This is a genomic window from Sphingomonas sp. PP-CE-3G-477, from assembly GCF_003050745.1.
In the GTDB taxonomy this organism is placed as follows: Bacteria; Pseudomonadota; Alphaproteobacteria; order Sphingomonadales; family Sphingomonadaceae; genus Sphingomonas.
This window is the reverse complement of sequence record NZ_QAOF01000004.1, coordinates 88,375-111,165: the sequence shown is the minus strand read 5'-3', so window position 1 is coordinate 111,165 and position 22,791 is coordinate 88,375. Positions and strand designations below refer to the sequence as shown.

The 22,791-nt window shown below is 67.0% G+C and carries 15 protein-coding genes and 1 pseudogene; 6 read left to right on the top strand and 10 right to left on the bottom strand.

The window, feature by feature from the left end; genetic code table 11:
- Nucleotides 1-3: 3 nt before the first annotated feature.
- The 4 genes from C8J45_RS09915 to C8J45_RS09900 all read right to left on the bottom strand — a co-directional run bounded on the left by C8J45_RS09915 (nt 4) and on the right by C8J45_RS09900 (nt 5,323).
- Nucleotides 4-2,418, bottom strand: a complete 2,415-nt coding sequence (locus tag C8J45_RS09915) for a TonB-dependent receptor (RefSeq protein WP_107963081.1) — start codon at nt 2,416-2,418, stop codon at nt 4-6.
- A gap of 2 nt (nt 2,419-2,420) precedes the next feature.
- The gene (locus C8J45_RS09910; RefSeq protein WP_181321183.1) at nt 2,421-3,353 is read right to left on the bottom strand and encodes a FecR family protein; all 933 of its coding nucleotides are present in this window, start codon (nt 3,351-3,353) and stop codon (nt 2,421-2,423) included.
- A 36-nt stretch (nt 3,354-3,389) separates the two neighbouring features.
- Nucleotides 3,390-3,911 carry a sigma-70 family RNA polymerase sigma factor gene (locus C8J45_RS09905; protein WP_107963079.1) on the bottom strand — a complete coding sequence of 174 codons (522 nt, stop codon included), beginning with the start codon at nt 3,909-3,911 and terminating at the stop codon, nt 3,390-3,392.
- A 104-nt stretch (nt 3,912-4,015) separates the two neighbouring features.
- Complete coding sequence (locus tag C8J45_RS09900; RefSeq protein WP_258191397.1) at nt 4,016-5,323, bottom strand: S1 family peptidase; 1,308 nt, start codon at nt 5,321-5,323, stop codon at nt 4,016-4,018.
- 147 nt (nt 5,324-5,470) lie between these two features.
- Between C8J45_RS09900 and C8J45_RS09895 the strand changes: the two genes are divergently transcribed.
- Entirely contained in the window at nt 5,471-7,504 is a 2,034-nt protein-coding gene (locus tag C8J45_RS09895; protein ID WP_107963078.1) for a S9 family peptidase, read from the top strand.
- A 270-nt stretch (nt 7,505-7,774) separates the two neighbouring features.
- Here the strand turns inward: C8J45_RS09895 and C8J45_RS09890 are convergent, their stop codons facing one another.
- Nucleotides 7,775-8,710, bottom strand: a complete 936-nt coding sequence (locus C8J45_RS09890) for a DUF808 domain-containing protein (RefSeq protein ID WP_107963077.1) — start codon at nt 8,708-8,710, stop codon at nt 7,775-7,777.
- A 133-nt stretch (nt 8,711-8,843) separates the two neighbouring features.
- On the opposite strand from C8J45_RS09890, the gene C8J45_RS09885 reads away from it, so the two are divergent.
- From C8J45_RS09885 to C8J45_RS09865, 5 genes are all read left to right on the top strand, one after another.
- Nucleotides 8,844-9,854 (top strand): adenosine deaminase, encoded by a 1,011-nt coding sequence (locus C8J45_RS09885; RefSeq protein WP_107963076.1) that lies wholly within the window; start codon nt 8,844-8,846, stop codon nt 9,852-9,854.
- A complete protein-coding gene (locus C8J45_RS09880; RefSeq protein ID WP_374956443.1) occupies nt 9,854-10,831 on the top strand; it encodes a bile acid:sodium symporter family protein in 978 nt (325 codons plus the stop codon). Before C8J45_RS09885 ends, C8J45_RS09880 begins: the two co-directional genes overlap by 1 nt.
- A gap of 79 nt (nt 10,832-10,910) precedes the next feature.
- A complete protein-coding gene (locus tag C8J45_RS09875; RefSeq protein WP_107963074.1) occupies nt 10,911-13,079 on the top strand; it encodes a histidine kinase dimerization/phosphoacceptor domain -containing protein in 2,169 nt (722 codons plus the stop codon).
- Nucleotides 13,076-14,404: an amidohydrolase family protein gene (locus C8J45_RS09870; protein WP_107963073.1), complete on the top strand. Its 1,329-nt coding sequence runs from the start codon at nt 13,076-13,078 to the stop codon at nt 14,402-14,404. Before C8J45_RS09875 ends, C8J45_RS09870 begins: the two co-directional genes overlap by 4 nt.
- Nucleotides 14,405-14,509: 105 nt before the next feature.
- Entirely contained in the window at nt 14,510-15,640 is a 1,131-nt protein-coding gene (locus C8J45_RS09865) for an alpha/beta hydrolase (RefSeq protein WP_258191396.1), read from the top strand.
- A 50-nt stretch (nt 15,641-15,690) separates the two neighbouring features.
- On the opposite strand, the gene C8J45_RS09860 is transcribed toward C8J45_RS09865, so the two are convergent.
- The 5 genes and pseudogenes from C8J45_RS09860 to C8J45_RS09840 form a co-directional block, all read right to left on the bottom strand.
- On the bottom strand, nt 15,691-17,259 hold the full coding sequence (locus C8J45_RS09860) for a peptide chain release factor 3 (RefSeq protein WP_107963072.1): 1,569 nt from the start codon (nt 17,257-17,259) through the stop codon (nt 15,691-15,693).
- Between the two features lie 341 nt (nt 17,260-17,600).
- Nucleotides 17,601-18,482, bottom strand: coding sequence for an aldose 1-epimerase family protein (locus C8J45_RS09855; protein WP_107963071.1), 882 nt, complete (start codon nt 18,480-18,482; stop codon nt 17,601-17,603).
- Nucleotides 18,483-18,750: 268 nt separating this feature from the next.
- Nucleotides 18,751-21,165 carry a phenylalanine--tRNA ligase subunit beta gene (gene pheT, locus C8J45_RS09850; protein ID WP_107963070.1) on the bottom strand — a complete coding sequence of 805 codons (2,415 nt, stop codon included), beginning with the start codon at nt 21,163-21,165 and terminating at the stop codon, nt 18,751-18,753.
- Nucleotides 21,162-22,256, bottom strand: a complete 1,095-nt coding sequence (gene pheS / locus C8J45_RS09845) for a phenylalanine--tRNA ligase subunit alpha (RefSeq protein ID WP_181321194.1) — start codon at nt 22,254-22,256, stop codon at nt 21,162-21,164. Before pheS ends, pheT begins: the two co-directional genes overlap by 4 nt.
- Nucleotides 22,257-22,278: 22 nt before the next feature.
- Nucleotides 22,279-22,609, bottom strand: a pseudogene (locus tag C8J45_RS09840) (GIY-YIG nuclease family protein).
- Nucleotides 22,610-22,791 lie beyond the last annotated feature (182 nt).

Genomic DNA, 22,791 nt, shown 5'->3' with positions numbered 1-22,791 from the left:
AAGTTAGAAGGCTGCGTCCAGGCCGATGCGGATTGCCCGCGGACGCTGTGGCGTGATCTGCCCGCTCCCGACTTGGAACGGTGTCCCCAACGCGAACCGGTTGCCTACGCTATCGGTCAGGTTCGTCACCCCGAGCGTCACGCCCAACGACGGCCGCCCGACCCGAGCGGTGAGCGCGGTATCGAGATAATCCCCCTGCTCCTCGCCCAGCACAGGCCCAACCCCGAGCCGCGACCGCCCGACATAGCGCGCCCAGCCATACATCCGCAGTTCCAGGTCCCGCCCGACATCACGCCGGTAATCCGCCCCCAGCCGCCCAGCATAGCGCGCGATGTTCGGCACCTGGCTCATCCGCGCGAGTGCCACGAACAGCGCCGCGCTCGGTTCGGTCACGCGGCTGTCGTTATAGGTGAAGCCCGCATCGAGCGTCAGCCCGGCGATCGGCTTCCAACCGCCCGCCGCGCTGAACGTCCAGATCCTTCCGTCGCCGATGTTGGCGGTGCTCGGCAGGCCCGTCGCATCGATGAAGTCCGCCTGGATATCCTGCCACATCGTGTGCGAGACGCTCGCCGTCAGGTACGCGCGATCGACTCCGGCGAGCCCGAAGCGCACGCCGCTCTCCAGCGTCCGCACGCGATCATTCTCGAACCGCCGGACGAAATCGCTCTCGATTGCCAGCCCGCCAGGTCGAAAACCCTGCTGGTATCGCCCGTACAACGACACCTTCGGCAGCACCGCCGCGATCAGCGAGGCGGACGGCAGCACGCTCGTCTCGATCCGGTCCGCCGTCACGCGCGCACGGGCGAGCGCGACCACTTCCAGCCGCGCCGGCGCGATATCCTCGCCGGTCCCCGCGAGCCACGCCCGGGTCACGCGCGCGCCCGCGGTGGCGGTCAACCCGCGCACCAGTTGCACGCTGCCCTCGCCGTACAGCGTCGCCTCGTCGATGCTGTTGGTTACACCCGTTACCGGCTCGGGCGCATCGACCGGGCCGAGCGAGCGCGACAGTCGCGTGCGATTATGCGTGTAACTGCCGCCGACCACCCAGCCGAACCCGTTCCGCATCGGCCGCCATACCCGCGTCTCGTTCGCGATCATGTCGGTCGCGTTGCGCTGCGCGAACACGCGCGGACTGCCCGCGGCCGTCGTCAGGGGGCTGCCGAATGCAGGCCAATTGGTAATCGGTAGCGTCGGATCTACTGCTGGCTGGGTCGCGTCGTACCGTTCGGTCAGCGTCTGGCTGACGATCCCGGTCGAGGATTTGACCTTCAGCCCGCCGATCGTGCCCGACACGACGACCTGCCCCATCGTGTAGTCCGCCGAGAAGCCCTGCACGATCGCGCTCGACCGCGTCAGCGGCGGCGCGTCGCGGTCCGCGTACTGGCTGTCGTCGCCCTTGGTCCATTGCCCGATCCCGCCGAGATCGACCGTCCAGCCATTCCCCGCATCGAGCCGCAGCGCCGCCCGGCCACCACCGATCCGAGTCCGGTTGACGTCGCGGCGGTCGAGCACCGGGTTGTCGATATACCCACCCTCGCTGACGCCGTAGCCGACGACGCGCAGCGCCACGCGCTCGCCGAGCGGCACGTTCAGCGTCGCGCCGAGATCAGCCCCCGGATCGCCGTGCCACGTCGCGGAGAGGCCGCCTGCGATCGACGCCGACACCGCGCCCAGTTCGGGTGCGTTCGGCACGGTGCGGATGATGCCGCCGAGCGAGCCTGCGCCGTACAGCGTCCCTTGTGGTCCTTCGAGCACCTCGACCGACGCGATATCGTACAACCGCAAATACGGATCGGGCGCGTTGTAGCTCAGCCGCAGGTCGCCGAAATACTGGCCGACGGTGGTCTGGGTCGGTCCGGTGAAGCTGGAATCGGCGATGCCGCGAATGAACAGCTTGTTGCGGCCGGCGCCGAGATGCGTCGACGATACGCTCGCCAGCCGCGCGAGGATCGCCTCGGTCCCGCCCGCGCCGCCGAGCGCAAGGTCGACCCCGTCCAGCAACGCCACCTGCCCTGCGAAATCGCGCAGCCGCACGTCGCGCTTGCTGCCGGTGACGACGATGTCCGCGCCCTGGACCGCCGGCGGTGCGGCGATCGGCACGACTTTCGGCCGCTTCACCCGAACGACGCGGGGCGTGCGGGCAGTCAGCCGCCACCCGAAAGCGCCCGCTGCGACGACATCGGCATTCGCGGCATTCGCCAGCCGGTCGAGTGCCTCGCGCGCGCTCATCCGACCGCGTACCGCGGGCACGCGCCGCGCCCAAAGCCCTGGGTCGCCGACGACGATACTTGTCCCCGACTGCCGCCCGAGCGCCAGCACCGCATCCCCAAGGCGCCCCGCCGGCAAGTCGACCGCCCCCTGCCCCGCCTGCGCGGGAGCGGCGACGGCGAGCGCCGCGACGACCAGACATCCGCGCATCCTCACGAGCGCGAGGACATCACCCAGTGACCGCCACGCTTGCGGATCGCGACACCCAGCAACGGCGCGGCAAGCCGGGGATCGCCCGACAGCTTGGCGGTCGCGATGCTGCCGCTGAACGCGCGCTTGGCGATGCCCGGATCGACGCGCAGGTCGACGCCGAGCGCACGCGACAGGTCGTCCGCGACCTCCGCCAAGGTCGCGCCTTCATACGCCAGCACGCTGTCACGCCACGATCCGACGCTGGCGACATCGACCGCGGTCACGGTCGCCTTGCCGTCGCGGACGACCAGCCCCTGCCCCTTCACGAGCCGGATGCCGCCCTGCCCCGGGTTATAGTCGACCGCGCCTTCCGAGACCTCGACACGCGTTTCGCCCCGCGCGCGCTTCACGTCGAACGCGGTGCCGACATCGACCAGACGCGCGCCGCCGACGCTCACCTCGAACGGATCGTTGTCGTCGTGCCGGACGACGAACATCGCCTCACCACGCTCCAACGTCGCGATCCGCTGATCGTCGCGATCGAGCATCAGCCGCGTTGCACCACCCATCGCGATCGTGCTGCCATCGGCGAGCCGAACCGTCCGCATCGCCCCTGCTGCCGTCTCGACCGCATAAAGATGCGCGCGCGTCTCGATCGACTCATACCCGACGAACAGCGCGAGCGACGCGGCGATCGCTCCACCGACCCATACCGGCCACCGTCTCCGTGGAGGCTGCATCACGATCGGCGCGGCCTGCACGGGCGGCACCGTCGCCGCCATCTCCTCGATATCCATCGCCATCGCATGATACGCCGCCGCATGACGCGGGTCCGCCTCCAGCCAGGCGTGGAACGCAGGCCAGTCGTCGAACGCATCGCTGCCGGTGCGGACCACCCAATCCAGCGCGGTCTCGTTCAGCGCAGGCGCGTCGATATCGTCATGCTCCGCCATCATGGCCTCCTATAGCCGAAGACGGAGACGTTGCGATCAAGCCTCATCGTAACGTCGCTTTGCATCGATCATCGCACGATAGGCTTTGCGCAGATCACCCTCGACCGTGCTGAGGCTTACGCCGAACTCCGCCGCGACCACACGCTGCTCGACGCCGTCGATCCGGTGCCGTCGGAAGATACGCGCCGCCCGGTCGCCGACCGACTGCAACGCCGACTCCGCCAGCGCCGCCTGCTCGCGCGCGATCACGACGCGTTCGGCGGAGGGCTCCTCGGAGCGGTCGAGTGAAGGTCCCCCCGTCGCCTCGGTCCATTCGCGATCGCGCTTCTCGGCCTGCCGCACCGCGCGGTGGCGATCGAGCATCAGGTTGTTCGCCATCCGGTAGAGGTACGACAGCGGCGCCGCGATCGGGCCGGTCGGGGCGGTCGGGGCGGTCTGGATCCTCACCCATAGTTCTTGCACAAGATCCTCTGCATCGCTCGCGCCGAGCGAGCGGATGAACCGCAGCAGCGTATCGCGATTTGCTATGAAAACGGCCTCAAGGCCCGAGGAGTCCATGTCATGCCCGTGTCGATAGGCCGCCGATCGGTGCTCGGCGGCACCGTGTTCCCGGCGGGACGTACAGCGCTTGGCGAGGAGACACAATCGACCCGCCTCGCCACCTATCGATGCAGCAGCGTCCAGCCCTGCGGCAGATAGTCGGTCGACATGTAATAATAGAACAGGCACGTCCCGTCGCGGCGATAGGTGCCACCCTTGACGAGGCCCAGCGCGGTGCTGCCCTCGAACACCGGCGCGCCGCTGTCGCCGGCCTTGCACGTCGGCCCCTCGACCGCGACCCAGGTCGGCAGGCACGCGCCCCCGCACAGATCGCCCGCCGGCGCGAAATCGACCATCGCGATCACCGCACAGCTATAGCCGGTACGCTCGCCGCGATGGCACACGAAGTCGCCCGCCCGCGTGCTCGTCCGGTAGCGCCACGTGGCGACGGGCCGCGCGAGCGTCTTGGCGGTGTCGGCGTAGAACAGCGGGGCATAACTGACGTCAGGCGCGGTCGCGACGTTGACCTGTACGTCCTGATACCCCCAGCCCCATTGCCCGACGAACGCCAGCGGCCATTCCTCGCGGCCGCCGTCCGAAAAGCGCTTGCCGACATAGGAGAGCGTGTCCGGGCAATGCGCCGCGGTGACCACGCCGTTGCGCACCCCGTCGGATACGACGAAGCCGGTCGTGCAGGCATAGCGCTTGCCATCGACCGTCCCGATGACACGCGCCCCGCCTTCGATCGCGCCGCTATCGACCGGGGCAGGTATGAGCGTGGGGACCGGAGCGACCTGGTCCTGCGCCATGTCGACTGGCGGCCGATCGACGATATCGATCCGCACCGGCACGCCCGTCATCGCCGCGATCCGCGCGCGCAATTCGCCGTTCCGGTCGAGATCGGCGTCCGCACTGGCGGTCATCACGACGAGCTCGCCCGTCCTCTGGTCCACGCCCAGTCCTGGCGGGTGCGGGAGGGAATCGCGGATCTTCGCCTGATAGCGAGTGATCGCCGCGAGCACGGCCTCGCGCGTCGCGGCAGCGCCGGTGCGGAAGACGATCGGCACGGTCATGCCGCCCGCCATCACCGACTGCTCCACGACCGGATCGGTGCCGGTCAACAGCACGACGATGCGGTAATTCGGCAGATGTTCGATTGCGATCCCGGCCCAGCGATCCTTGAAGGTTTCGCGCAGCGCGTCGGTTGCCGGTACGCTGTCGCCCTGCGCACGCATCCGCCGCATCGCCTCGTCGAACGGGACGCCGAACCGCTGCGCATATTCGGCTGCATCCTGCATCAGTGCATCGACCGGCAATTGGACACGCGCAGCTCCGCCTGCGGACGGAGGAACGACCTGCGCCACGGACGCGGTCGCCATGCCAATCACCAGCAGCGCGCTCGCCGTCGCACGGATCAAGGTCATCAACATACACGGCGATCCTGGAGGCGTTGGGCGATTGTGGCCTGATACCGCCATGATCTGAACCGGTGCTGTCTTGCAAGCGACCTGAAACGTCCAAGGCAAACAAACCCTGGTGATTGCGCGCGATCCCGCATGCGTCCTATCAAGCGGCCCATGAAGATCATGCTCTCCGCCAGCCTCGCCGTGCTCGCCTTTGCGAGTGCCCCTGCCGCCGCCCGGCAACTCACTATCGACGACGTGACGATGCTCAGCCGCGTCGGTGCGCCGACCGCGTCGCAGGACGGGCATTGGCTCGTCTGGGCACAGCGCGAGACCGATCTCGCGGCGGACAAGGGACGCTACGATCTCTGGCGGCTCGACCTGACCACGCCGGGCGCGACGCCGGTGAAGCTGCTCGCCGATCCGCAGGTCAACGAGAACGACCCGCAGATCGTCGGCAACACCGTGTATTTCACCTCGGACAAGGGCGGCGAGGATGCGGTCTGGTCGGTGCCCGTCACAGGCGGCACGCCGCGGCGCGTCACCAGCTTCAAGGGCGGGTTCAGCGGCTTCAAGGTTGCGCCGACCGGCGACAAGTTGCTCGTCTGGGCGGATCGCAAGCCGGGTGCACCGAGCCTCGAGCCGGCGATGGTGAAGAGGGATGCGAACGCGGGGGCCGGGCGGACGTACGACCAGCTGTTCGTGCGGCATTGGGACACGTGGGCGGACGGCACGCGCTCTCAGCTGTTCGTCCTGCCGCTGACCGCCGCAGGTGCGACCGGGAACGGCGTTCCATTGGTCGGCGCGCTGGTCGGCGATGCGCCATCGAAGCCGTTCGGCGGCGGCGAGGAAGTGTCGTGGAGCCCGGACGGCCGCACTGTCTATTTCGCGCTGCGCGAAGCCGGCCGGATCGAGGCGCTGTCGACCAATCTCGACATCTTCTCGGTGCCCGCCGACGGTTCAGCCGCGCCAGTCAACCTGACCGCGACGAACAAGGCGACCGACAACCTCCCGACGGTATCGCCCGATGGCCGCACGCTTGCATACTTCGCGATGCGCCGGCCGGGGTTCGAGGCGGATCGCCAGGTGCTGACGCTGCGCAATATCGCCAGCGGCAAGACGGTGTCGCTGACCGAGCGCTGGGACCGGTCGGTCGGCTCGATCGCGTGGGCACCGGACTCGAAGTCGCTCTACGTGACGGCGGACGACACGCAGGAAACGCCGCTGTTCCGGGTCGATGCGACGAGCGGTGCGGTCGCGCGGCTGACGCAGGAGGGTCACGTTAGCGCGGTCGCGATCACGCCGCGGGGGCCTGTGGTGGCGATCGACAGCCTCACCGCACCCGCCGATTTCTACCGTGTCGCGGGCACCGGCACACCGCAGCGCCTGACGCAGGTCAACGCGACGAAGCTTGCCGGGATCGACATGCCGACGGTCACGCGGTTCAACTTCAAGGGCGCGAACGCGGACACCGTCTGGGGCTATGCGGTGAAGCCGTACGGCTCCACGGGGAAGGTCCCGGTTGCCTACATGGTCCACGGCGGCCCGCAGGGATCGAGCAACAACAGCTGGTCGTATCGCTGGAACCCCGCGGTGTTTGCGGGCGCAGGCTACGGTCTGGTCGCGGTCGATTTCCACGGGTCGACCGGCTACGGCCAGGGCTTCACCGATGCGATCAGCAACAATTGGGGCGGCTGGCCGCTCGAGGATCTGAAGAAGGGGCTGGCTGCCGCGACCGACAAGTTCGCGTGGCTCGATGCCGACAATGCGTGCGCGCTTGGTGCGTCGTATGGCGGCTACATGATGAACTGGATTGAGGGGCAGTGGCCCGATCGCTTCAAGTGCATCGTCCAGCATGACGGCGTGTTCGACGCGCGCGCGATGGCGTACGAGACCGAGGAGCTCTGGTTCGACGAATGGGAGCATGGCGGGAAAGCCTATTACGAGGACCCGCAGGCGTTCGAGAAATGGAACCCGGTCAATTACGTCGCCAAGTGGAAGACGCCGATGCTGGTGATCACCGGCGAGAAGGACTTCCGCATTCCGTACACGCAGGGGCTGGCGACGTTCACCGCGTTGCAGCGGCGCGGGATTCCGTCGCGGTTGCTGGTCAATCCGGGCGAGAACCACTGGGTGCTGAAGCCGAAGAACTCGCGGCAATGGTATGGGGAAGTGTTGGGATGGATGGGGAAGTGGACGGGTAAGTAGGGGCTGCCTCTTTCCCTCCCGATGCCACCACCCCGGCTAAATGAGCACCACCCCGGCGAAGGCCGGGGCCCAATTGGAAAGGTCGCAGTAACGACGGGCTGTCCATCGTTACCTCCGTTCCCCAATTGGGCCCCGGCCTTCGCCGGGGTGGTGTTTTGTGGTGGTGGTAGCGCGTTACAACCGCGACATGTTTCCCCGCGAAGGCGGGGACCCAGACTGGGCTCCCGCCTTCGCGGGAGAACAAGGTTAGAGCGGACAACGCCCTCCCGGTCAGTGCGCCTTCGGCTTCTTCACTGCATGGAGCCCCAGCGCGATCGCACCACCCAGGATCAACCCGACGATCCCCGAGAAGAACGCATTCATCACCCAGTTCACCGCGCCCTTGGCGAACGGCACCGCATGCGAAGCCGCCTCAGCCGTATCGTGGATCCAATGCGGCAACGTCGTGAACCCGAACTCCTCGATCCCGTGAACGATGATCTGCCCACCGACCCAAACCATCGCCGCCGTCCCGATCACCGACAGCGCCGACATCACGATCGGCATGCCCTTTACCAGCCCACGCCCGATCGCCTGCACAGCCGCGCTGCTGCGCTGCGCCAGATGCAGTCCGATATCGTCCATCTTCACGATCAGCGCGACCACGCCGTAGACGCCGATCGTGATGACGATCCCGACCAGTGCGAGCACGATCGCCTGCTCCCAGATCGGCTTGGTCGCGACATCCGACAGCGCGATCACCATGATCTCGGCGGACAGGATGAAGTCGGTACGGATCGCGCCCGAGACCTTCTGCGCTTCGAGCGTTGCCGCATCGACCGGCGCCTGGACGACCTCTTCGGCATGACCGCCACCGAACGCCTCGAGGATTTTCTCCGCGCCCTCGAAACACAGATACGTGCCGCCGATCATCAGCAGCGGCGTCAGCAGCCAGGGCGCGAACGCGCTCAACGCCAGCGCCGCGGGCAGGATGAAGACCAGCTTGTTGCGGAACGATCCGAGCGCGATCTTGCCGATCATCGGCAGTTCGCGCTTGGGCTCGAACCCGACCATGTAGCGCGGCGTCACGGCGGCATCGTCGACCACCACGCCGATCGCCTTGCTGCCCGCCTTGCTGGTGGTCGCGGCGATATCGTCGAGGCTGGCGGCGGCGAGCTTGGTGATCCCGGCAATGTCGTCGAGCAGTGCGACCAATCCTGTCGGCATCGATGGTGTCCTTCGCGTAAGTATCGGCGCTCGGTAACGTGACAGGATTGTCATGCAACGGCTTTCGCACTTGCGGTAGTGCGTGGCGGGCGGAATGGTTGCAGCCGACGCGACCCAAGCGACAGGACGAGCTATGACCGACGACTTCATCACGAACCTGCCCAAGGCGGAACTCCACCTCCACATCGAGGGCAGCCTCGAGCCCGAACTCATGTTCGCGCTGGCCGAACGCAACAAGGTCGCGATCCCGTTCAAGAGCGTCGAGGACGTCCGCGCGGCGTACAGCTTCACCAACCTCCAGACCTTTCTCGACATCTATTACGCGGGCGCCGCGGTGCTCCAGACCGAGGAGGATTTCCGCGATCTGGCGGTCGCCTATTTCGACCGCGTCGCGCAGGACGGCGTCGTCCATGCCGAGATATTCTTCGATCCGCAGACGCACACGCATCGCGGCATACCCTTCGATGTCGTCGCGCGCGGGCTGTTCGCGGGGATCGACGAGGCACAGGCCAAGCACGGCATGTCGGTCGGCCTCATCATGAGTTTCCTCCGCCATCTCGACGAGGAGGACGCGTTCAAGACGTTCGCGCAGGCGGAGCCGTGGCTCGACCAGTTCATCGGCGTCGGGCTCGATTCCTCCGAGGTCGGCCATCCGCCGTCGAAGTTCGCACGCGTGTTCGCGGCATCGGCGGATGCCGGGCTGATGCTGTGCGCGCATGCTGGCGAGGAGGGCCCGCCCGCGTACATCCACGAGGCGCTCGATATTCTTCAAGTCGACCGGATCGACCACGGCAACCGCGCGCTGGAGGATTCGGCCTTGGTCGCCCGCCTCGCACGCGATGCGATGACGCTCACCGTGTGCCCGTTGTCGAACGTCGCGCTGCGCAACGTCGACCGGCTGGAGAACCATCCGATCGACCGGATGCTGGATCTCGGCCTGCGCGCGACGATCCATTCGGATGATCCGGCGTATTTCGGTGGCTATATCGGCGAGAATTTCCGGCAGACGGCGCGGGCGAAGGCCTTGTCTCGCGAGCAGGTCGTGACGCTCGCGCGCAACAGCTTTCTCGGCAGTTTCCTGGACGACGACGCGCTTAGCGGCCATCTCGCGACGCTCGACGCCTATGTGAAGGCGCATCCGTGATCGGACGTTTCCTCGCGGTCTTCGAGCCGTTCATCCTGATGCTGCTCGGCACCGTCGTGCTGGCGAGCCTGCTACCGGCACGCGGCGAGATGGCGACGATCGTCGGTTACGCCGCCGATATCGGCATCGTCCTGCTGTTCTTCCTCCACGGCGCGAAGCTGTCGCGCGATGCGATCTGGGCGGGGCTGCGCAACTGGAAGCTGCATCTGGCGGTGCTGGCCATCACCTTCGTCGCGTTCCCGCTGTTCGGACTCGGGCTGACCGCGTTGCCGTTCGTGACCGGACCGCTTGCCGCCGGGTTGTTGTTCCTGACCTTGCTTCCTTCGACCGTGCAGTCGTCGATCGCCTTCACCGCGATCGCGCGCGGCAATGTCGCGGCGGCGGTGTGCAGCGCGTCGTTCTCGAACCTGCTCGGTATTCTCGTCACGCCGGCGCTGGTCGCGCTGCTGATGAACACTTCGGGCAGCGGCGGGATCTCGATTGAGAGTATCGAGGCGATCGTGCTGCAACTGCTCGTGCCGTTCGTCGGCGGGCATCTGCTGCGGCCGTGGATCGGTGCATGGGTAACACGCAACAAGGGCCTGCTGACGGTGGTCGATCGGGGTTCGATTCTGCTGGTCGTCTACAGCGCGTTCGGTGCCGCGGTGGTCGAGGGACTGTGGACCAAATTGTCGATCGGCGACCTGATCCTGATCGGCCTGCTGTGCGCCGCGTTGCTCGCCTTCGTGCTCGGGCTGACGTTTGCCGTTGCCCGGCTGATGAAGCTGCCCCGCGAGGATGCGATCGTGCTGCAGTTCTGCGGCTCCAAGAAGAGCCTCGCGTCTGGCGTGCCGATGGCGGGCGTGCTGTTCCCGCCCGCGCAGGTCGGCGTGATCCTGCTGCCCGTCATGCTGTTCCACCAGCTGCAGCTGATCGCCTGCGCCATGATCGCGCGCCGCTATGCCGGGTCCGCACCGCGCGATATTGCTTCAGATTAATATCGTAACCCGCTGCGGGTATTTGCTTTGTTCCGCCGGGGGCTGCATGATCGGGGCTCGATAGGAGAGTTTCGGGTAGATGAACGCGTCGAGCGATATTGCCGGTTCCACCGATGGCGTGGGGCTGGACCTCAATGCGTGCGACCGCGAGCCGATCCACATCCCCGGTGCGATCCAGCCGCATGGCCTGCTGCTCGTCGCCGATGCGACCAGCCTGACGGTCGTGGCGGGCGCGGGCGATCTCGAAACTCGCCTGACCCCCGACTGGCTCGGCAACGACTTGTCGGCGCTGTTGGCGCAGGACATCGGTGCGACACTCACCGCCAACGACACGGTCGCTGGCGTGGCACTCGCCGGACTGCCGGTAGCGGGCCTGACCGAACGGTTCGACGTCACCCTTCACCGCACCGCCGAGCATGTGCTGGTCGAACTCGAACCCGTCGAAGCGGAACCGGTCACTGCGGCCGGCATGCTCGGCCGTCTCAACGCGATGGCGATGACGTTCGAGCGCGCGAGCAACCTCCAGACGTTGTGCGAGCGCGCCGCGACTGCGTTCCGGCAGTTGACGGGCTTCGACCGCGTCATGGTCTATCGCTTCCTCGACGACGAGGCGGGCCGCGTGATGGCCGAGGACAAGGCGACAGGGCTCGGCACCTTCCTCAATCACCATTTCCCCGCGTCGGACATCCCAAAACAGGCGCGTGCGCTGTACGTGCGCAACCGGACGCGGACGATCCCGACGATCGATTACGTGCCTGCGGTGCTGCGCCCGGCAGGGTTCGAGACGCTCGACCTGAGTGACGTCGCGCTACGCAGCGTGTCGCCGATCCATCTGCGCTATCTCGCCAACATGGGCGTGGCGGCATCCGCATCGATCTCGATCGTCAAGGACGGGCTGCTCTGGGGCCTGATCGCCTGCCATCACGGCACGCCAAAGGGCCTGACTCCTGACATTCGTGCGGCGTCGGCGACGCTGGCCAGCGGGCTGGCGCGCCAGATCCGCGCGAAGGAAGAGGCGGAGACGTACCGCGAGCGGCTGCGGCTGCGCGCGGCGGAGGATGCGGTCATCCCCAAGCTCGCGACCGAACCGGCCCCGCGCAGCATCGTCGCCGCGTTGCGCGACGATCTTCGGCGGATGCTCGGCGGCGACGGTTTCGCCTATGTCGAGGGCACGATCGTCGACACCGACGGGCCGTGTCCGAGCAAGGACGACATTCTCGATCTCGCGGCATGGGCACGCACGCGCGGTGTGATCGAGCCGTTCACGACACACGAGCTGCCGTCGCTGTTTCCCCGCGCCGAAGCATACCGTGCGCAGGCAAGCGGTCTGCTCGCGCTGTCGCTGGTCGACGAGGGAGCGGTGCTGCTGTGGTTTCGTGCCGAGCAGATCGAAGAGGTCGAGTGGGCGGGCAATCCTCACAAGGCGGTTTCGCTCGATCCGAATGCGATGCTGACGCCGCGTACCTCGTTCGAATCCTGGACGCAGGCGGTCAGCGGTCGCTCGCGACGCTGGACGCGCGAGGAGATCGAGGCCGCGCACCGGCTGCGTCGGGCGTTCCACGATGCGTACGTCAACCAGCGACTACGGTTGCTGAACGCCGACCTCCAGCGGACGCTCGCCGACAAGGATGCACTGATCGCGCAGAAGGACGTCCTGATGAAGGAGGTCAATCACCGCGTGCAGAACAGCCTGCAACTGGTTGCGGCGTTCCTGTCGCTGCAGGCGAAGTCGTCTGACGATGCGAAGGTGAAGGCGCATCTGGCCGAAGCACAGGCGCGGCTCGCAGCGGTCGCGCTGGTCCACCGCCGGCTGTACCGCGACGATCAGGTCGAGTCGGTCGACCTGTCGCGGTATCTGGAGGAACTCGCGGACGACATGAAGACGTCGCTCGGCGAAGACTGGTCGGCACACATCAGCCTGGATCTGGCGCCGGTGCTGGTACCCACAGACCGCGCGGTGAACATCGGACTGGTGCTGACCGAACTGATCATCAACGCCAGCAAATATGCCTATGCCGGCAAGCCCGGCCCGATCCTGATCGCGCTCGAACAGCATCGTAGCCGGTTGCGGCTGATCGTCGCGGACAAGGGCGTCGGCAAGGGTGCGCCCGCGACGGACGGACGAGTCGGGTTCGGCAGCCGGATGATGAACGCGGTGGTCGCCGGACTGTCGGGGACGATCGAGCAGGACGACAACATGCCCGGGCTGCGCGTCGTGATGACGGCACCGATCGAGGATGAACGATGATGCGCTATCTGGTTTCGGGCTTGCTGGCCGCCAGTGCCCTCGCGACGCCCGCGCTCGCGCAGACCGTGGCGATCACCGGGGTCCGGCTGATCGACGGGCGCGGCGGCGCACCGGTCGAGGATGCGACGATCGTGATTACCGAAGGGCGGATCGTCGCGGCGGGCAAGGTCGCGGTTCCGGGCGGGGCCGAGCGACGCGACTATCACGGGCGCAGCGTGATACCGGGGCTGATCTCCGACCATAGCCATGTCGGGCAGGTGAGCGGCACCGAGACCGGCGCGCAGAACTACACACGCGCCAACATCGTCGCGCAGCTCGCGCAGTTCCGCCGCTACGGCGTCACCACGGTGACCGCACTGGGCAACAACGCGCCGTCGTTCGCCGCCATCCGTGCCGACGCCCATGCCGGGGGGATCGCTGGCGCAGACCTGTTCGGGGTGATGCAGGGCATCGGCGTTCCCAACGGCGCGCCGCCCCAGTCGATGCTCAAGGTCGGTCCTGACCAGCTCTTCCGTCCGTCGACGGCGGACGAGGCACGCAAGGCGGTGGCGATGATGGCCGCCGAGAAGACCGACCTGGTAAAGCTGTGGCTTGACGATTTCGGCGGCAGCGTACCGGCGAAGATGAGCCCGGCGATCTACAACGCCGTGATCGCCGAGGCGCATGCGCGCGGGCTTCGCGTCGCCGCGCATATCCACGATCTGGCGGATGCCGAGGCGATCGTCGCGGCAGGTGCGGACATCATCGCACACGGCGTTCGCGACAAGCCTGTGCCACCAAGCTTCGTTGCGACGCTGAAGGCGAAGGGGGTCTGGTACATCGCCACGCTCCAGCTCGACGAAGCGACGTTCGCCTGGGCCGATCGCGCGCCGTGGACGCTGACCCCGTTCGCACGGGCGGCGCTGTCACCGGCGCTTGCCCGGCAGATCGACGATCCGGCATGGCGCGCCAAGATCCTGACAGATCCAAAGACCGCCGACGCGCGCACGTCGCTGGCGATGAACCTGCGCAACCTGAAGACGCTCTACGATGCCGGCGTGAAGATCGGTTTCGGCACCGACAGTGGCGCAAGTGCGGTTCGCGTTCCCGGCATCGCCGAACACCGGGAACTCGCGCTGATGGTGCAGGCCGGACTGCCCCCGGTACAGGCGTTGCAGGTGGCCACCGCGAACGCTGCGGGCCTGCTGGCGTTGCGCGACCGCGGTATCATCGCGCCGGGACTGCGCGCCGACCTGCTCGTGCTCGACGGCAATCCCGCGCGATCGATCGGCGATGCCGACAAGGTCGTCGAAACCTGGGTAGCTGGACGGCCGACCACCTTTTGAAATACGTTTGATATGCGTGGGTTACGGTCCGATCACCGGAACGAAGTCGGTATGATTGAGGTTTAAGCCGGCGAGTGGGGGCACTCGAACAGGATATTCCATCATATGACCAATCGTTCGTCGCGCGCCATGACGGCGCTTGCCGCCGCAGCGCTGATCACGACTTCCGGGATCGCGCTGACGACCCACGCGGTCGCGCAGTCGGCACGATCGGTCGATGCCGCTCCCCCGCCCCCACCGCCCGTGGCCGCGACGAAGCCGGCCAAGGCCGCGCCGGACATGCAGGTAGTGCTCGACCAGCTGGCGGCGCTTGGTGGCAAGCCGATCGAGACGCTGACGCCCGCCGTCGCGCGTACCCAGCCGTCCGCCGCCGACGCCGCCAAGGCGGTGATGGTCAAGCACGGCCTGTCGGCGACGCCCGACTCCACAGTGACGACGCGGGACGTTCCTTATGGCAGCGATGCCAACCAGTTCGCGCGGATCTACAAGCCTGCGTCGCTAGCGAACGCGAAGAACCTCCCGGTGATCGTCTATTATCACGGTGGGGGCTGGGTGATCGCAACTGTCGACACTTATGATGCTGCCCCGCGCCTGCTCGCCAAGCAGCTTGGCGCGATCGTCGTATCGGTCGAATACCGCCACGCACCGGAATTCAAGTTTCCTGCACAGCACGACGACGCTGCCGCCGCCTATCGCTGGACGCTGCAGAACGCCGCATCCTGGGGCGGCGATCCGCGCAAGATCGCGGTCGCCGGTGAGAGCGCAGGCGGCAATCTGGCCGTCGCGACCGCGATCTATGCACGCGACAATCGCCTGACCACGCCGCTGCACATCCTGTCAGTCTATCCGATCGCCAACAGCAGCATGACGCTGCCCTCGCGGATGGACTCGGCCAATGCGAAGCCGCTCAACGGCGCGATGCTGAAGTGGTTCGGGCATTATTACCAGGCCATGCCAGCCGATGCGCAGGACCCGCGCCTGAACCTCGTCAAGGCGAACCTGCGCGGCCTGCCACCGACGACGATCATCAATGCGCAGATCGATCCGCTACGCTCCGACGGCGAGACGCTCGCGGCGGCGATGCGTGCGGCCGGCGACAAGGTCGAGCAGCGCACGTTTCCAGGCGTGACGCACGAGTTCTTCGACATGGGCATGGTCGTACGCGGCGCGCAGGACGCGAACACGCTGGCGATCGCGCACCTGAAGGCGGCGTTTGCGGCCGCGCCAAAGCGGTAATTACGAAGCATTGGGGCGGCGTTGGCCGCCCCGATGCCTTGCCGATCCGGTTACCGCTCGCGCGTGGCGGCGAAGCGGATCTTGGCGTAGCGTTCGGCGATGTAGTTCACTTCCCAGGCGCTCTTGGCGAGGAAGACGGGGTTGCCGTCGCGGTCCTTGGCCATTGCGCCGCGGTTGATCTCGGCGAAGGTCTTCAGTTCCAGCGGATCTTCCGCTGTGATCCAGCGCGCGGTCTCGTAGGGGGCGGGTTCGAGCCCGGCCGCGACCTTGTACTCCGCGTCGAGGCGCGACAGCAGCACTTCGAGCTGGAGCTGTCCCACAACGCCGATGATCCAGTTCGAGCCGATGTCGGGGTAGAACACCTGCGTGACCCCCTCCTCGGCCATGTCGTCTAGGGCTTTGCGCAACTGCTTGGTCTTGGTGAAGTCCTTGAGCACGACGCGGCGCAGGATTTCAGGCGCGAAGTTCGGCAGGCCGGTGAAGCGGATCGCGGCCTTCTCGCTGAGCGTGTCGCCGACCCGGAGCGTGCCGTGGTTGGGGATGCCGATGATGTCGCCGGGGAACGCCTCGTCCGCGAGTTCGCGGTTCTGTGCGAAGAACAGGATCGGGGAATGGACTGCGATCGGCTTGCCGTGGCCGGTCGGGGTGAGCTTCATGCCGCGCTTGAACACGCCCGAGCATAGCCGCATGAACGCGATCCGGTCACGGTGGTTGGGGTCCATGTTCGCCTGCACCTTGAACACGAAGCCGGTGACTTCGGGCTCGTCCGGCGAGACCGGCGCAGGCTCGGCCGGCTGCGCGCGCGGTGGCGGGGCATAGTCGGCGAGCGCGGCGATCAGTTCGGCGACGCCGAAGTCCTTCAGCGCGGACCCGAAATAGACCGGCGTCAAATTGCCCGCGCGATAGGCCTCGGGGTCGAAGCTAGAATAGCCGCCCTGTGCGAGTTCGGCCTCGTCGTTCAGGCGGACCATCGCTTCGGGGCTAAGGATCTTGGCGAGTTCGGGATCGTCGATGCCGGTGAACGGGATCGCCTTGCCCATGAATTCGCGGCTGTCGCCCTCGGGGCGGCTCAGCGTGTTGGCGTAGAGATCGTAGACGCCCTCGAACTCGCCGCCCATGCCGACCGGCCAGCTCATCGGGCACACGTCGAGCTGGAGCATCTCCGCCACCTCGTCGAGCAGTGAGAACGGATCGCGGCCCTCGCGGTCGACCTTGTTGACGAAGGTGATGATCGGCACGTTGCGCAGGCGACAGACCTCGAACAGTTTCCGGGTCTGTGGTTCGATACCTTTCGCGGCGTCGATCACCATGACCGCGGAGTCGACCGCGGTCAGCGTGCGATAGGTGTCCTCGGAGAAGTCTTCGTGGCCCGGCGTGTCGAGCAGGTTGAAGGTGATCCCCTGGCGCTCGAACGTCATCACCGACGAGGTGACCGAGATGCCGCGCTGTTGCTCGATCTTCATCCAGTCGGAGCGCGCGCGCCGCGTCTGGCCGCGCGCCTTCACCTCGCCGGCGAGATGGATCGCGCCGCCGAAATAGAGGAGCTTCTCGGTCAGCGTGGTCTTGCCGGCATCGGGATGCGAGATGATCGCGAAGGTGCGGCGGGGGAATTGGGTCATGGCGTCGGTCCGGTGAGCCGAGTCGTCGGACTTGGCTGGGAAAAGAAGGTTAGGCCGGGTTAGGCCCAAGCTGCAGTCCGCGCGCGGTGTGGCGGGATGCAGTTGGAGAACGCGGCGGGCTTAATGCCGCTCTTGGCAGATGTGAGGCGTGGAGGACAGAGGGGCGTGCGCGCGAGGCGCTGTTGCTGTGTAGTGGGAGCGCCTCGAGGCCTTGGAGATGAACGCTCTCCCCTCCCTGCAAGGGAGGGGTTGGGGGTGGGTCGGTCACCTTTGGTCGCGACCGTGCCGTGATACGGAAACCTACCCACCCCCTGCCCCTCCCTTTCAGAGAGGGGAGTTCGTCAGTGTTCCTGGACCAGCGTCACGCTCATCTCGATGCGCTTCGTACCGCCGGCGGGGATCTCGAACACACCGGGTTTGTCACGATAATCGCCGGTATAGCCTTCGGGATCGGCGATGCCGTGCCACGGCTCGACGCAGACATAGGCCGCGCCGGGCTTGGTCCAGATGCCGAGCTTGCGCGTGTCGGGGAAGGCGATCTTCAACTGCGGGCCGGTCTCGGCGCCATAGGTGACGGTGTCGGAATGGATCGGGTCCCAGACCAGCGCATCCTTGGCGAACAGCTCGTCGCGCAGGGCGATCACGCGATCCTCGACCGGCGAGGGGCGCTCGTCGACGGCGATGTGGCCGTCGGGGCTGATCGCCTTGAGCTTGCCGGGTTCGTCGGCGTCGAACGTGATGCTGTGGTCTGCGCGGGGCTTGCCGTAGGGGAGCGGCCAAGCGAAGGCGGGGTGGAAGCCGAAGCTTGCCGGCATCGAAACGTCGGTGCGGTTGTGGATGTGCGCCTGGAGCGTCAGCGTCGCGCCGTCCAACGTGAAGACGATGTCGAGGGCGAACGCGAACGGGTAGGCCTTCCGGGTTTCCTCGCTGTCGGTGAGGCGGAAGGTGGCGGAGCTTTCCGACTGCGCGACGATTTCGAACGTTGAATGACGCGCGAAGCCGTGCTTCTGCATCGGGTAGGCTTGGCCGTCGAGGCGGATGACGCCTTCGTTGACGACGCCGACGACGGGGAAGAGGATCGGGGCGTGGCCGGTCCAGAAGGCCGGGTCGGCGTTAGTCATCAGTTCGCGGCCATCGGCGTCGTGGAGGTGGGTGAGTTCGGCGCCGTGCGGGTTGATCTGCGCGGTGAGGTGGTCGTTGGCGATCGTGATCAGGTCGGTCATCTCTGTCTCCGTGACGGTCGAACGGTCTATGCGCTTCGTGTCATCCCCGCGGAGGCGGGGATCCAGAGTGGCGACGCTGTCGATGGAATCGCTTGGTTAGCCCGTCTGGATCCCCGCCTCCGCGGGGATGACGAAAGAAGGGTGGTTCGGGTGGAGAGGACGCCAGCGCGTGCCCTCACCCTCGCCGCCTTTGGCGTCTCTCCCTCTCCCCTCGGGGGAGAGGGAAGGGGCCCGCGGCCGCTTGGCCGTGGGAAGGGTGAGGGCACGGTTAAACGCGCAGGGTCGCGCCCTGTTTTGCGGCCGCCGCGACGACCTTGTCGGCGATCGCCTTGATCTCTTCGTCGGTGAAGCTCTTGGCGGCCGGTTGCAGGACGATCTCGACCGCGACCGACTTGTGGCCGTCCTCCACCCCTGCCCCAGTGAACACGTCGAACACGCGCGCCGAGACGATCGCGACCTTGTCGGCGCCCTTGACCGCGCGGACCAGCGTGTCAGTGGCGAGCCCCGCCGGCACGAGGAACGCGAAGTCGCGGCGGACGGCTTGGAGTGCTGGCGGGGTATAGGCCGGACGCGCGAAGCCGGTGGCGCGCTTGGGCGGGATCGCGTCGAGATAGACCTCTACCGCGGCGACCGCACCGTCGAGGTCGAACGCCTTCAGCACAGACGGATGAAGCATGCCGAAGCTCGCCAGCACCGTCTTCGGCCCGAGGCGAAGCGTGCCCGACTGCCCGGGGTGCCATGCGTCGCCGGCCTCGCCCATCACCTGCAAATTATCGACCGGCGCACCCGAGGCCGCGAGAAGGGCCAAGGCTTCGGCCTTCGCGTCATACGCGTCGAAGCTGGCGGCCTTGCCTTCGCGCCAGCCGCGGGGGCGGCGGTCGCCGGCGAGAATTACGCCGAGCGTCGCGCGCTCGGCTTCGGCCAGATAACGGCGGCCGATCTCGAACAGGCGGACGCTCTGCTGGCCACGCTTGAGGTTACGGCCGGTCGCTGCGAGCAGGCCGGGGAGCAGCGATGGGCGCATGACTTTCAGGTCTTCGCTGATCGGGTTGGCGAGCATCCACGCGCCGCCACCGAAGGGGGCTGCTTCGGCTTCGGAGAGGAAGCTCCAGGTTACCGCCTCGTCGATGCCACGGGCAGCGGCGGCCCTGCGCGCCCTACGTTCGAGCTTCTGCTCGGGCGTGGCGGTCGGCTTGGCGACGCCGGGCATGCGCGGGAGCGGCGTCGAGGGGATATTATCGATGCCCTCGATGCGGACGACCTCCTCGACGAGGTCGGCGGGGCCGTCGACATCGCGCCGCCAGTTCGGGACCGTGACCGGCCATTTGCCCTCGATCGTGGAGAACAGCGCGTCGCTGAACGCATCGGCGGACGTGATCGCGCCGATCGTGAAGCCGAGCGACAACAAGGTCCGCGCCTGGCGTTCGGGGGCGACGTGGAGGCCACCGAGGTCTGCGCTAAGGCGCGGGTCGTAATAGATCACGCGCGGTTCGAGCGGGGGTTCGCCCGAGCGCGTGACGTCGCTGGCCGTGCCGCCGCAGATGTGGAGCACGAGCGCGGTGGCGATCGCGAGGCCATCTTCGAGGAACGCCGGATCGACGCCGCGTTCGAAGCGGCTCCGCGCGTCGGAGGTGAGCGTCAGCTTCTGGCCGGTGCGGGCGATGTGGTCGGGATCGAAATACGCGCATTCGATCAGCACGTCGGTGGTGTCCGCCGAGACGCCGGAATGCTCGCCGCCCATGATGCCGCCGATGTCGTGCACGGCGGTGTCGTCGGCGATGACGGTCATGGTCGCGTCGAGCGTGTAGGTCTTGCCGTTGAGCGCGACGACTTGCTCGCCGTCCTTGGCCTTGCGCGCGACGAGGCCGCCGGAAAGCTTCGCGCGGTCGTAGACGTGGAGCGGACGGCCGAGGTCGATCATCAGATAGTTGGTGATGTCGACGAGCGCGGAGATGGGCTTCTGGCCGATCGCGATCAGGCTGCGGCGCATCCATTCGGGGGACTCGCCATTGGTCACGCCGGTGACGGTTTGGGCGAAGAAGGCGGGGCAGCCAGCGGTGTCGTCGGTGCGGACGTCGGGACCTGCGCCCTCGCTCGTGAACGTGTCGAACGTCAGCGGCGTAAGCGTGCCGAGGCCGGCAGCGGCAAGGTCGCGCGCGATGCCGCGGACGCCCATGCAGTCCTGGCGGTTGGGCGTGATCGCCACGTCGATGACCGGGTCGGTGAGGCCGGCATAGTCGGGGTACGCGGTGCCGATTGGGGCGTCCGCGGGCAGTTCGATGATGCCGTCGTGATCCTCGCCGAGTTCCAGCTCACGCGTCGAGCACATCATGCCGTTGGATTCGACGCCACGGATGCTGGCGAGCTTGAGCGTGACGTCGAGGCCGGGGACGTACGCACCGGGTGCGCCGAACACGCCGACCAGGCCGGCGCGGGCGTTGGGGGCGCCACAGACGACTTGCAACGGACCGTTACCGGCGTCGACGGACAGGATCTGGAGCTTGTCGGCTTGCGGATGGCGTTCTGCGCTGAGTACCTTGGCGATCTTGAACGCGGCGAGCTTCTCGCCGGGATTCTCGACGCCTTCGACTTCGAGGCCGATGCGGGTCAGCGCTTCGACGATCTGGTCGAGCGTGGCGCTGGTGTCGAGGTGCTGCTTGAGCCAGCTGAGGGTGAACTTCATGCGCCGACTCCGCCGGACAAGGTGGGGACGTCGAGGCTCGAAAAGCCGTAATGCTTGAGCCAGCGGATATCGCCGTCGAAGAACGGGCGGAGGTCGTCCATGCCGTATTTGAGCATCGCGAGACGATCGATGCCGCAGCCGAACGCGAAGCCCTGCCATTCGTCGGGGTCGAGCCCGCACGCTTCGATCACCTTGCGGTGGACCATGCCCGAGCCGAGGATCTCGAGCCAGCCATCGGGCTCGGCGCCGCCGACGACGCGCTTGCCCTTCACCAGCGTGTAGCCGACGTCGATCTCGACCGACGGCTCGGTGAACGGGAAGTAGCTGGGGCGCAGGCGGAGCACGATGTCGTCGCGCTCGAAGAACGCCTTCACGAACGTCTCAAGCGTCCACTTCAGGTGGCCGAGCGTGATGCCCTTGTCGATCACGAGGCCCTCGACCTGGTGGAACATCGGCGTGTGCGTCGCGTCCGAATCCGAGCGGTAGGTGCGGCCGGGCGCAATGATGCGGATCGGCGGCTTCTGGCTCAACATCGTGCGGATCTGGACCGGCGACGTGTGCGTGCGCAGCAGCGAGAAGGTCGTCTTCTCGTCGGCGGTGCCGGCGGCCTTCGCGTCGATCCCCTGCTGGAGATAGAAAGTGTCGTGCATCGCCCGTGCGGGGTGCGTCTCGGGGATGTTGAGCGCGGTGAAATTGTGCCAGTCGGTCTCGATCTCGGGACCGGTGGCGACCGCGAAGCCCAGGTCGGCGAAGATCTCGGCGAGTTCGTCCATAACCTGGCTGACCGGGTGGATCGTGCCGGCGGGCGTCGCGTCCGCGGGGAGCGTCATGTCGAGCGTTTCGCTCGCGAGGCGCGCGTCGAGCGCGGCGCGTTCGAGCGTGGCTTTGCGCTCGGCGATGCCGTTGGCGACGGCTTCGCGGAGGCCCTGAATCAACGGGCCTTGGACGAGGCGCTCGTCGGGGGTCATCTTGCCAAGCGTCTTCAGCAGCGCGGTGATCGTGCCCTGCTTGCCGAGCGCCTCGACCCGGCACGCATCGAGCGCATCGAGCCCGGATGCGGCGGCGATCGCCGTCAGCATGTGGTCGCGCATCTGGTTCAGGTCTTGCGTCACGTCATACTCCCAGGGCGGGTTCGGTCAGGCGGGGCAGCCCGAGGCCGATACCCAGATCGTCCCAATTTTCGTTGCGCGCTTCGATCAGGTCGATCTTCCACGCTCTTCGCCAGTCCTTCAGCCGCTTCTCGCGAACGATCGCGGCCTCCATCGTGTCGAACATCTCGTAATAAGGCGAGACGCTTGACGCCGTACCGGCGAGTGAAGCCGGGGATCAACCCCTCTCGGTGCTGAACGAGGCGTGCGAGGAGATTTGAGGTGACGCCGATGTAGAGCGTGCCGTGGCGACGGGAGTGGAGGATATAGACGCACGGCTGAAAGGTTTCGCGCATTTTCGTGCTCCCCCTTTGCCCGCGTGCCGGATCTTTCTGATCCATCATCAACACCCCCGTCATCCCGGCGGAAGCCGGGACCCATGGTAGCGGGCCGGGTGATGGTAGCACGTTATCGCCAGGTCCGCCGTAACCATGGGTCCCGGCGTTCGCCGGGATGACGGATAGGGGGTTGGGCGGAA

Coding starts and splice junctions, on each gene's coding strand:
- C8J45_RS09890 (WP_107963077.1), bottom strand. CDS start 8,710: ATGCCGACAGGATTGGTCGCACTGCTCGACGACATTGCCGGGATCACC.
- C8J45_RS09885 (WP_107963076.1), top strand. CDS start 8,844: ATGACCGACGACTTCATCACGAACCTGCCCAAGGCGGAACTCCACCTC.
- C8J45_RS09860 (WP_107963072.1), bottom strand. CDS start 17,259: ATGACCCAATTCCCCCGCCGCACCTTCGCGATCATCTCGCATCCCGAT.
- C8J45_RS09915 (WP_107963081.1), bottom strand. CDS start 2,418: ATGCGCGGATGTCTGGTCGTCGCGGCGCTCGCCGTCGCCGCTCCCGCG.
- C8J45_RS09855 (WP_107963071.1), bottom strand. CDS start 18,482: ATGACCGACCTGATCACGATCGCCAACGACCACCTCACCGCGCAGATC.
- C8J45_RS09865 (WP_258191396.1), top strand. CDS start 14,510: ATGACCAATCGTTCGTCGCGCGCCATGACGGCGCTTGCCGCCGCAGCG.
- C8J45_RS09910 (WP_181321183.1), bottom strand. CDS start 3,353: ATGGCGGAGCATGACGATATCGACGCGCCTGCGCTGAACGAGACCGCG.
- C8J45_RS09870 (WP_107963073.1), top strand. CDS start 13,076: ATGATGCGCTATCTGGTTTCGGGCTTGCTGGCCGCCAGTGCCCTCGCG.
- pheS (WP_181321194.1), bottom strand. CDS start 22,256: ATGCGCGACCACATGCTGACGGCGATCGCCGCCGCATCCGGGCTCGAT.
- C8J45_RS09900 (WP_258191397.1), bottom strand. CDS start 5,323: ATGTTGATGACCTTGATCCGTGCGACGGCGAGCGCGCTGCTGGTGATT.
- pheT (WP_107963070.1), bottom strand. CDS start 21,165: ATGAAGTTCACCCTCAGCTGGCTCAAGCAGCACCTCGACACCAGCGCC.
- C8J45_RS09895 (WP_107963078.1), top strand. CDS start 5,471: ATGAAGATCATGCTCTCCGCCAGCCTCGCCGTGCTCGCCTTTGCGAGT.
- C8J45_RS09905 (WP_107963079.1), bottom strand. CDS start 3,911: ATGGACTCCTCGGGCCTTGAGGCCGTTTTCATAGCAAATCGCGATACG.
- C8J45_RS09875 (WP_107963074.1), top strand. CDS start 10,911: ATGAACGCGTCGAGCGATATTGCCGGTTCCACCGATGGCGTGGGGCTG.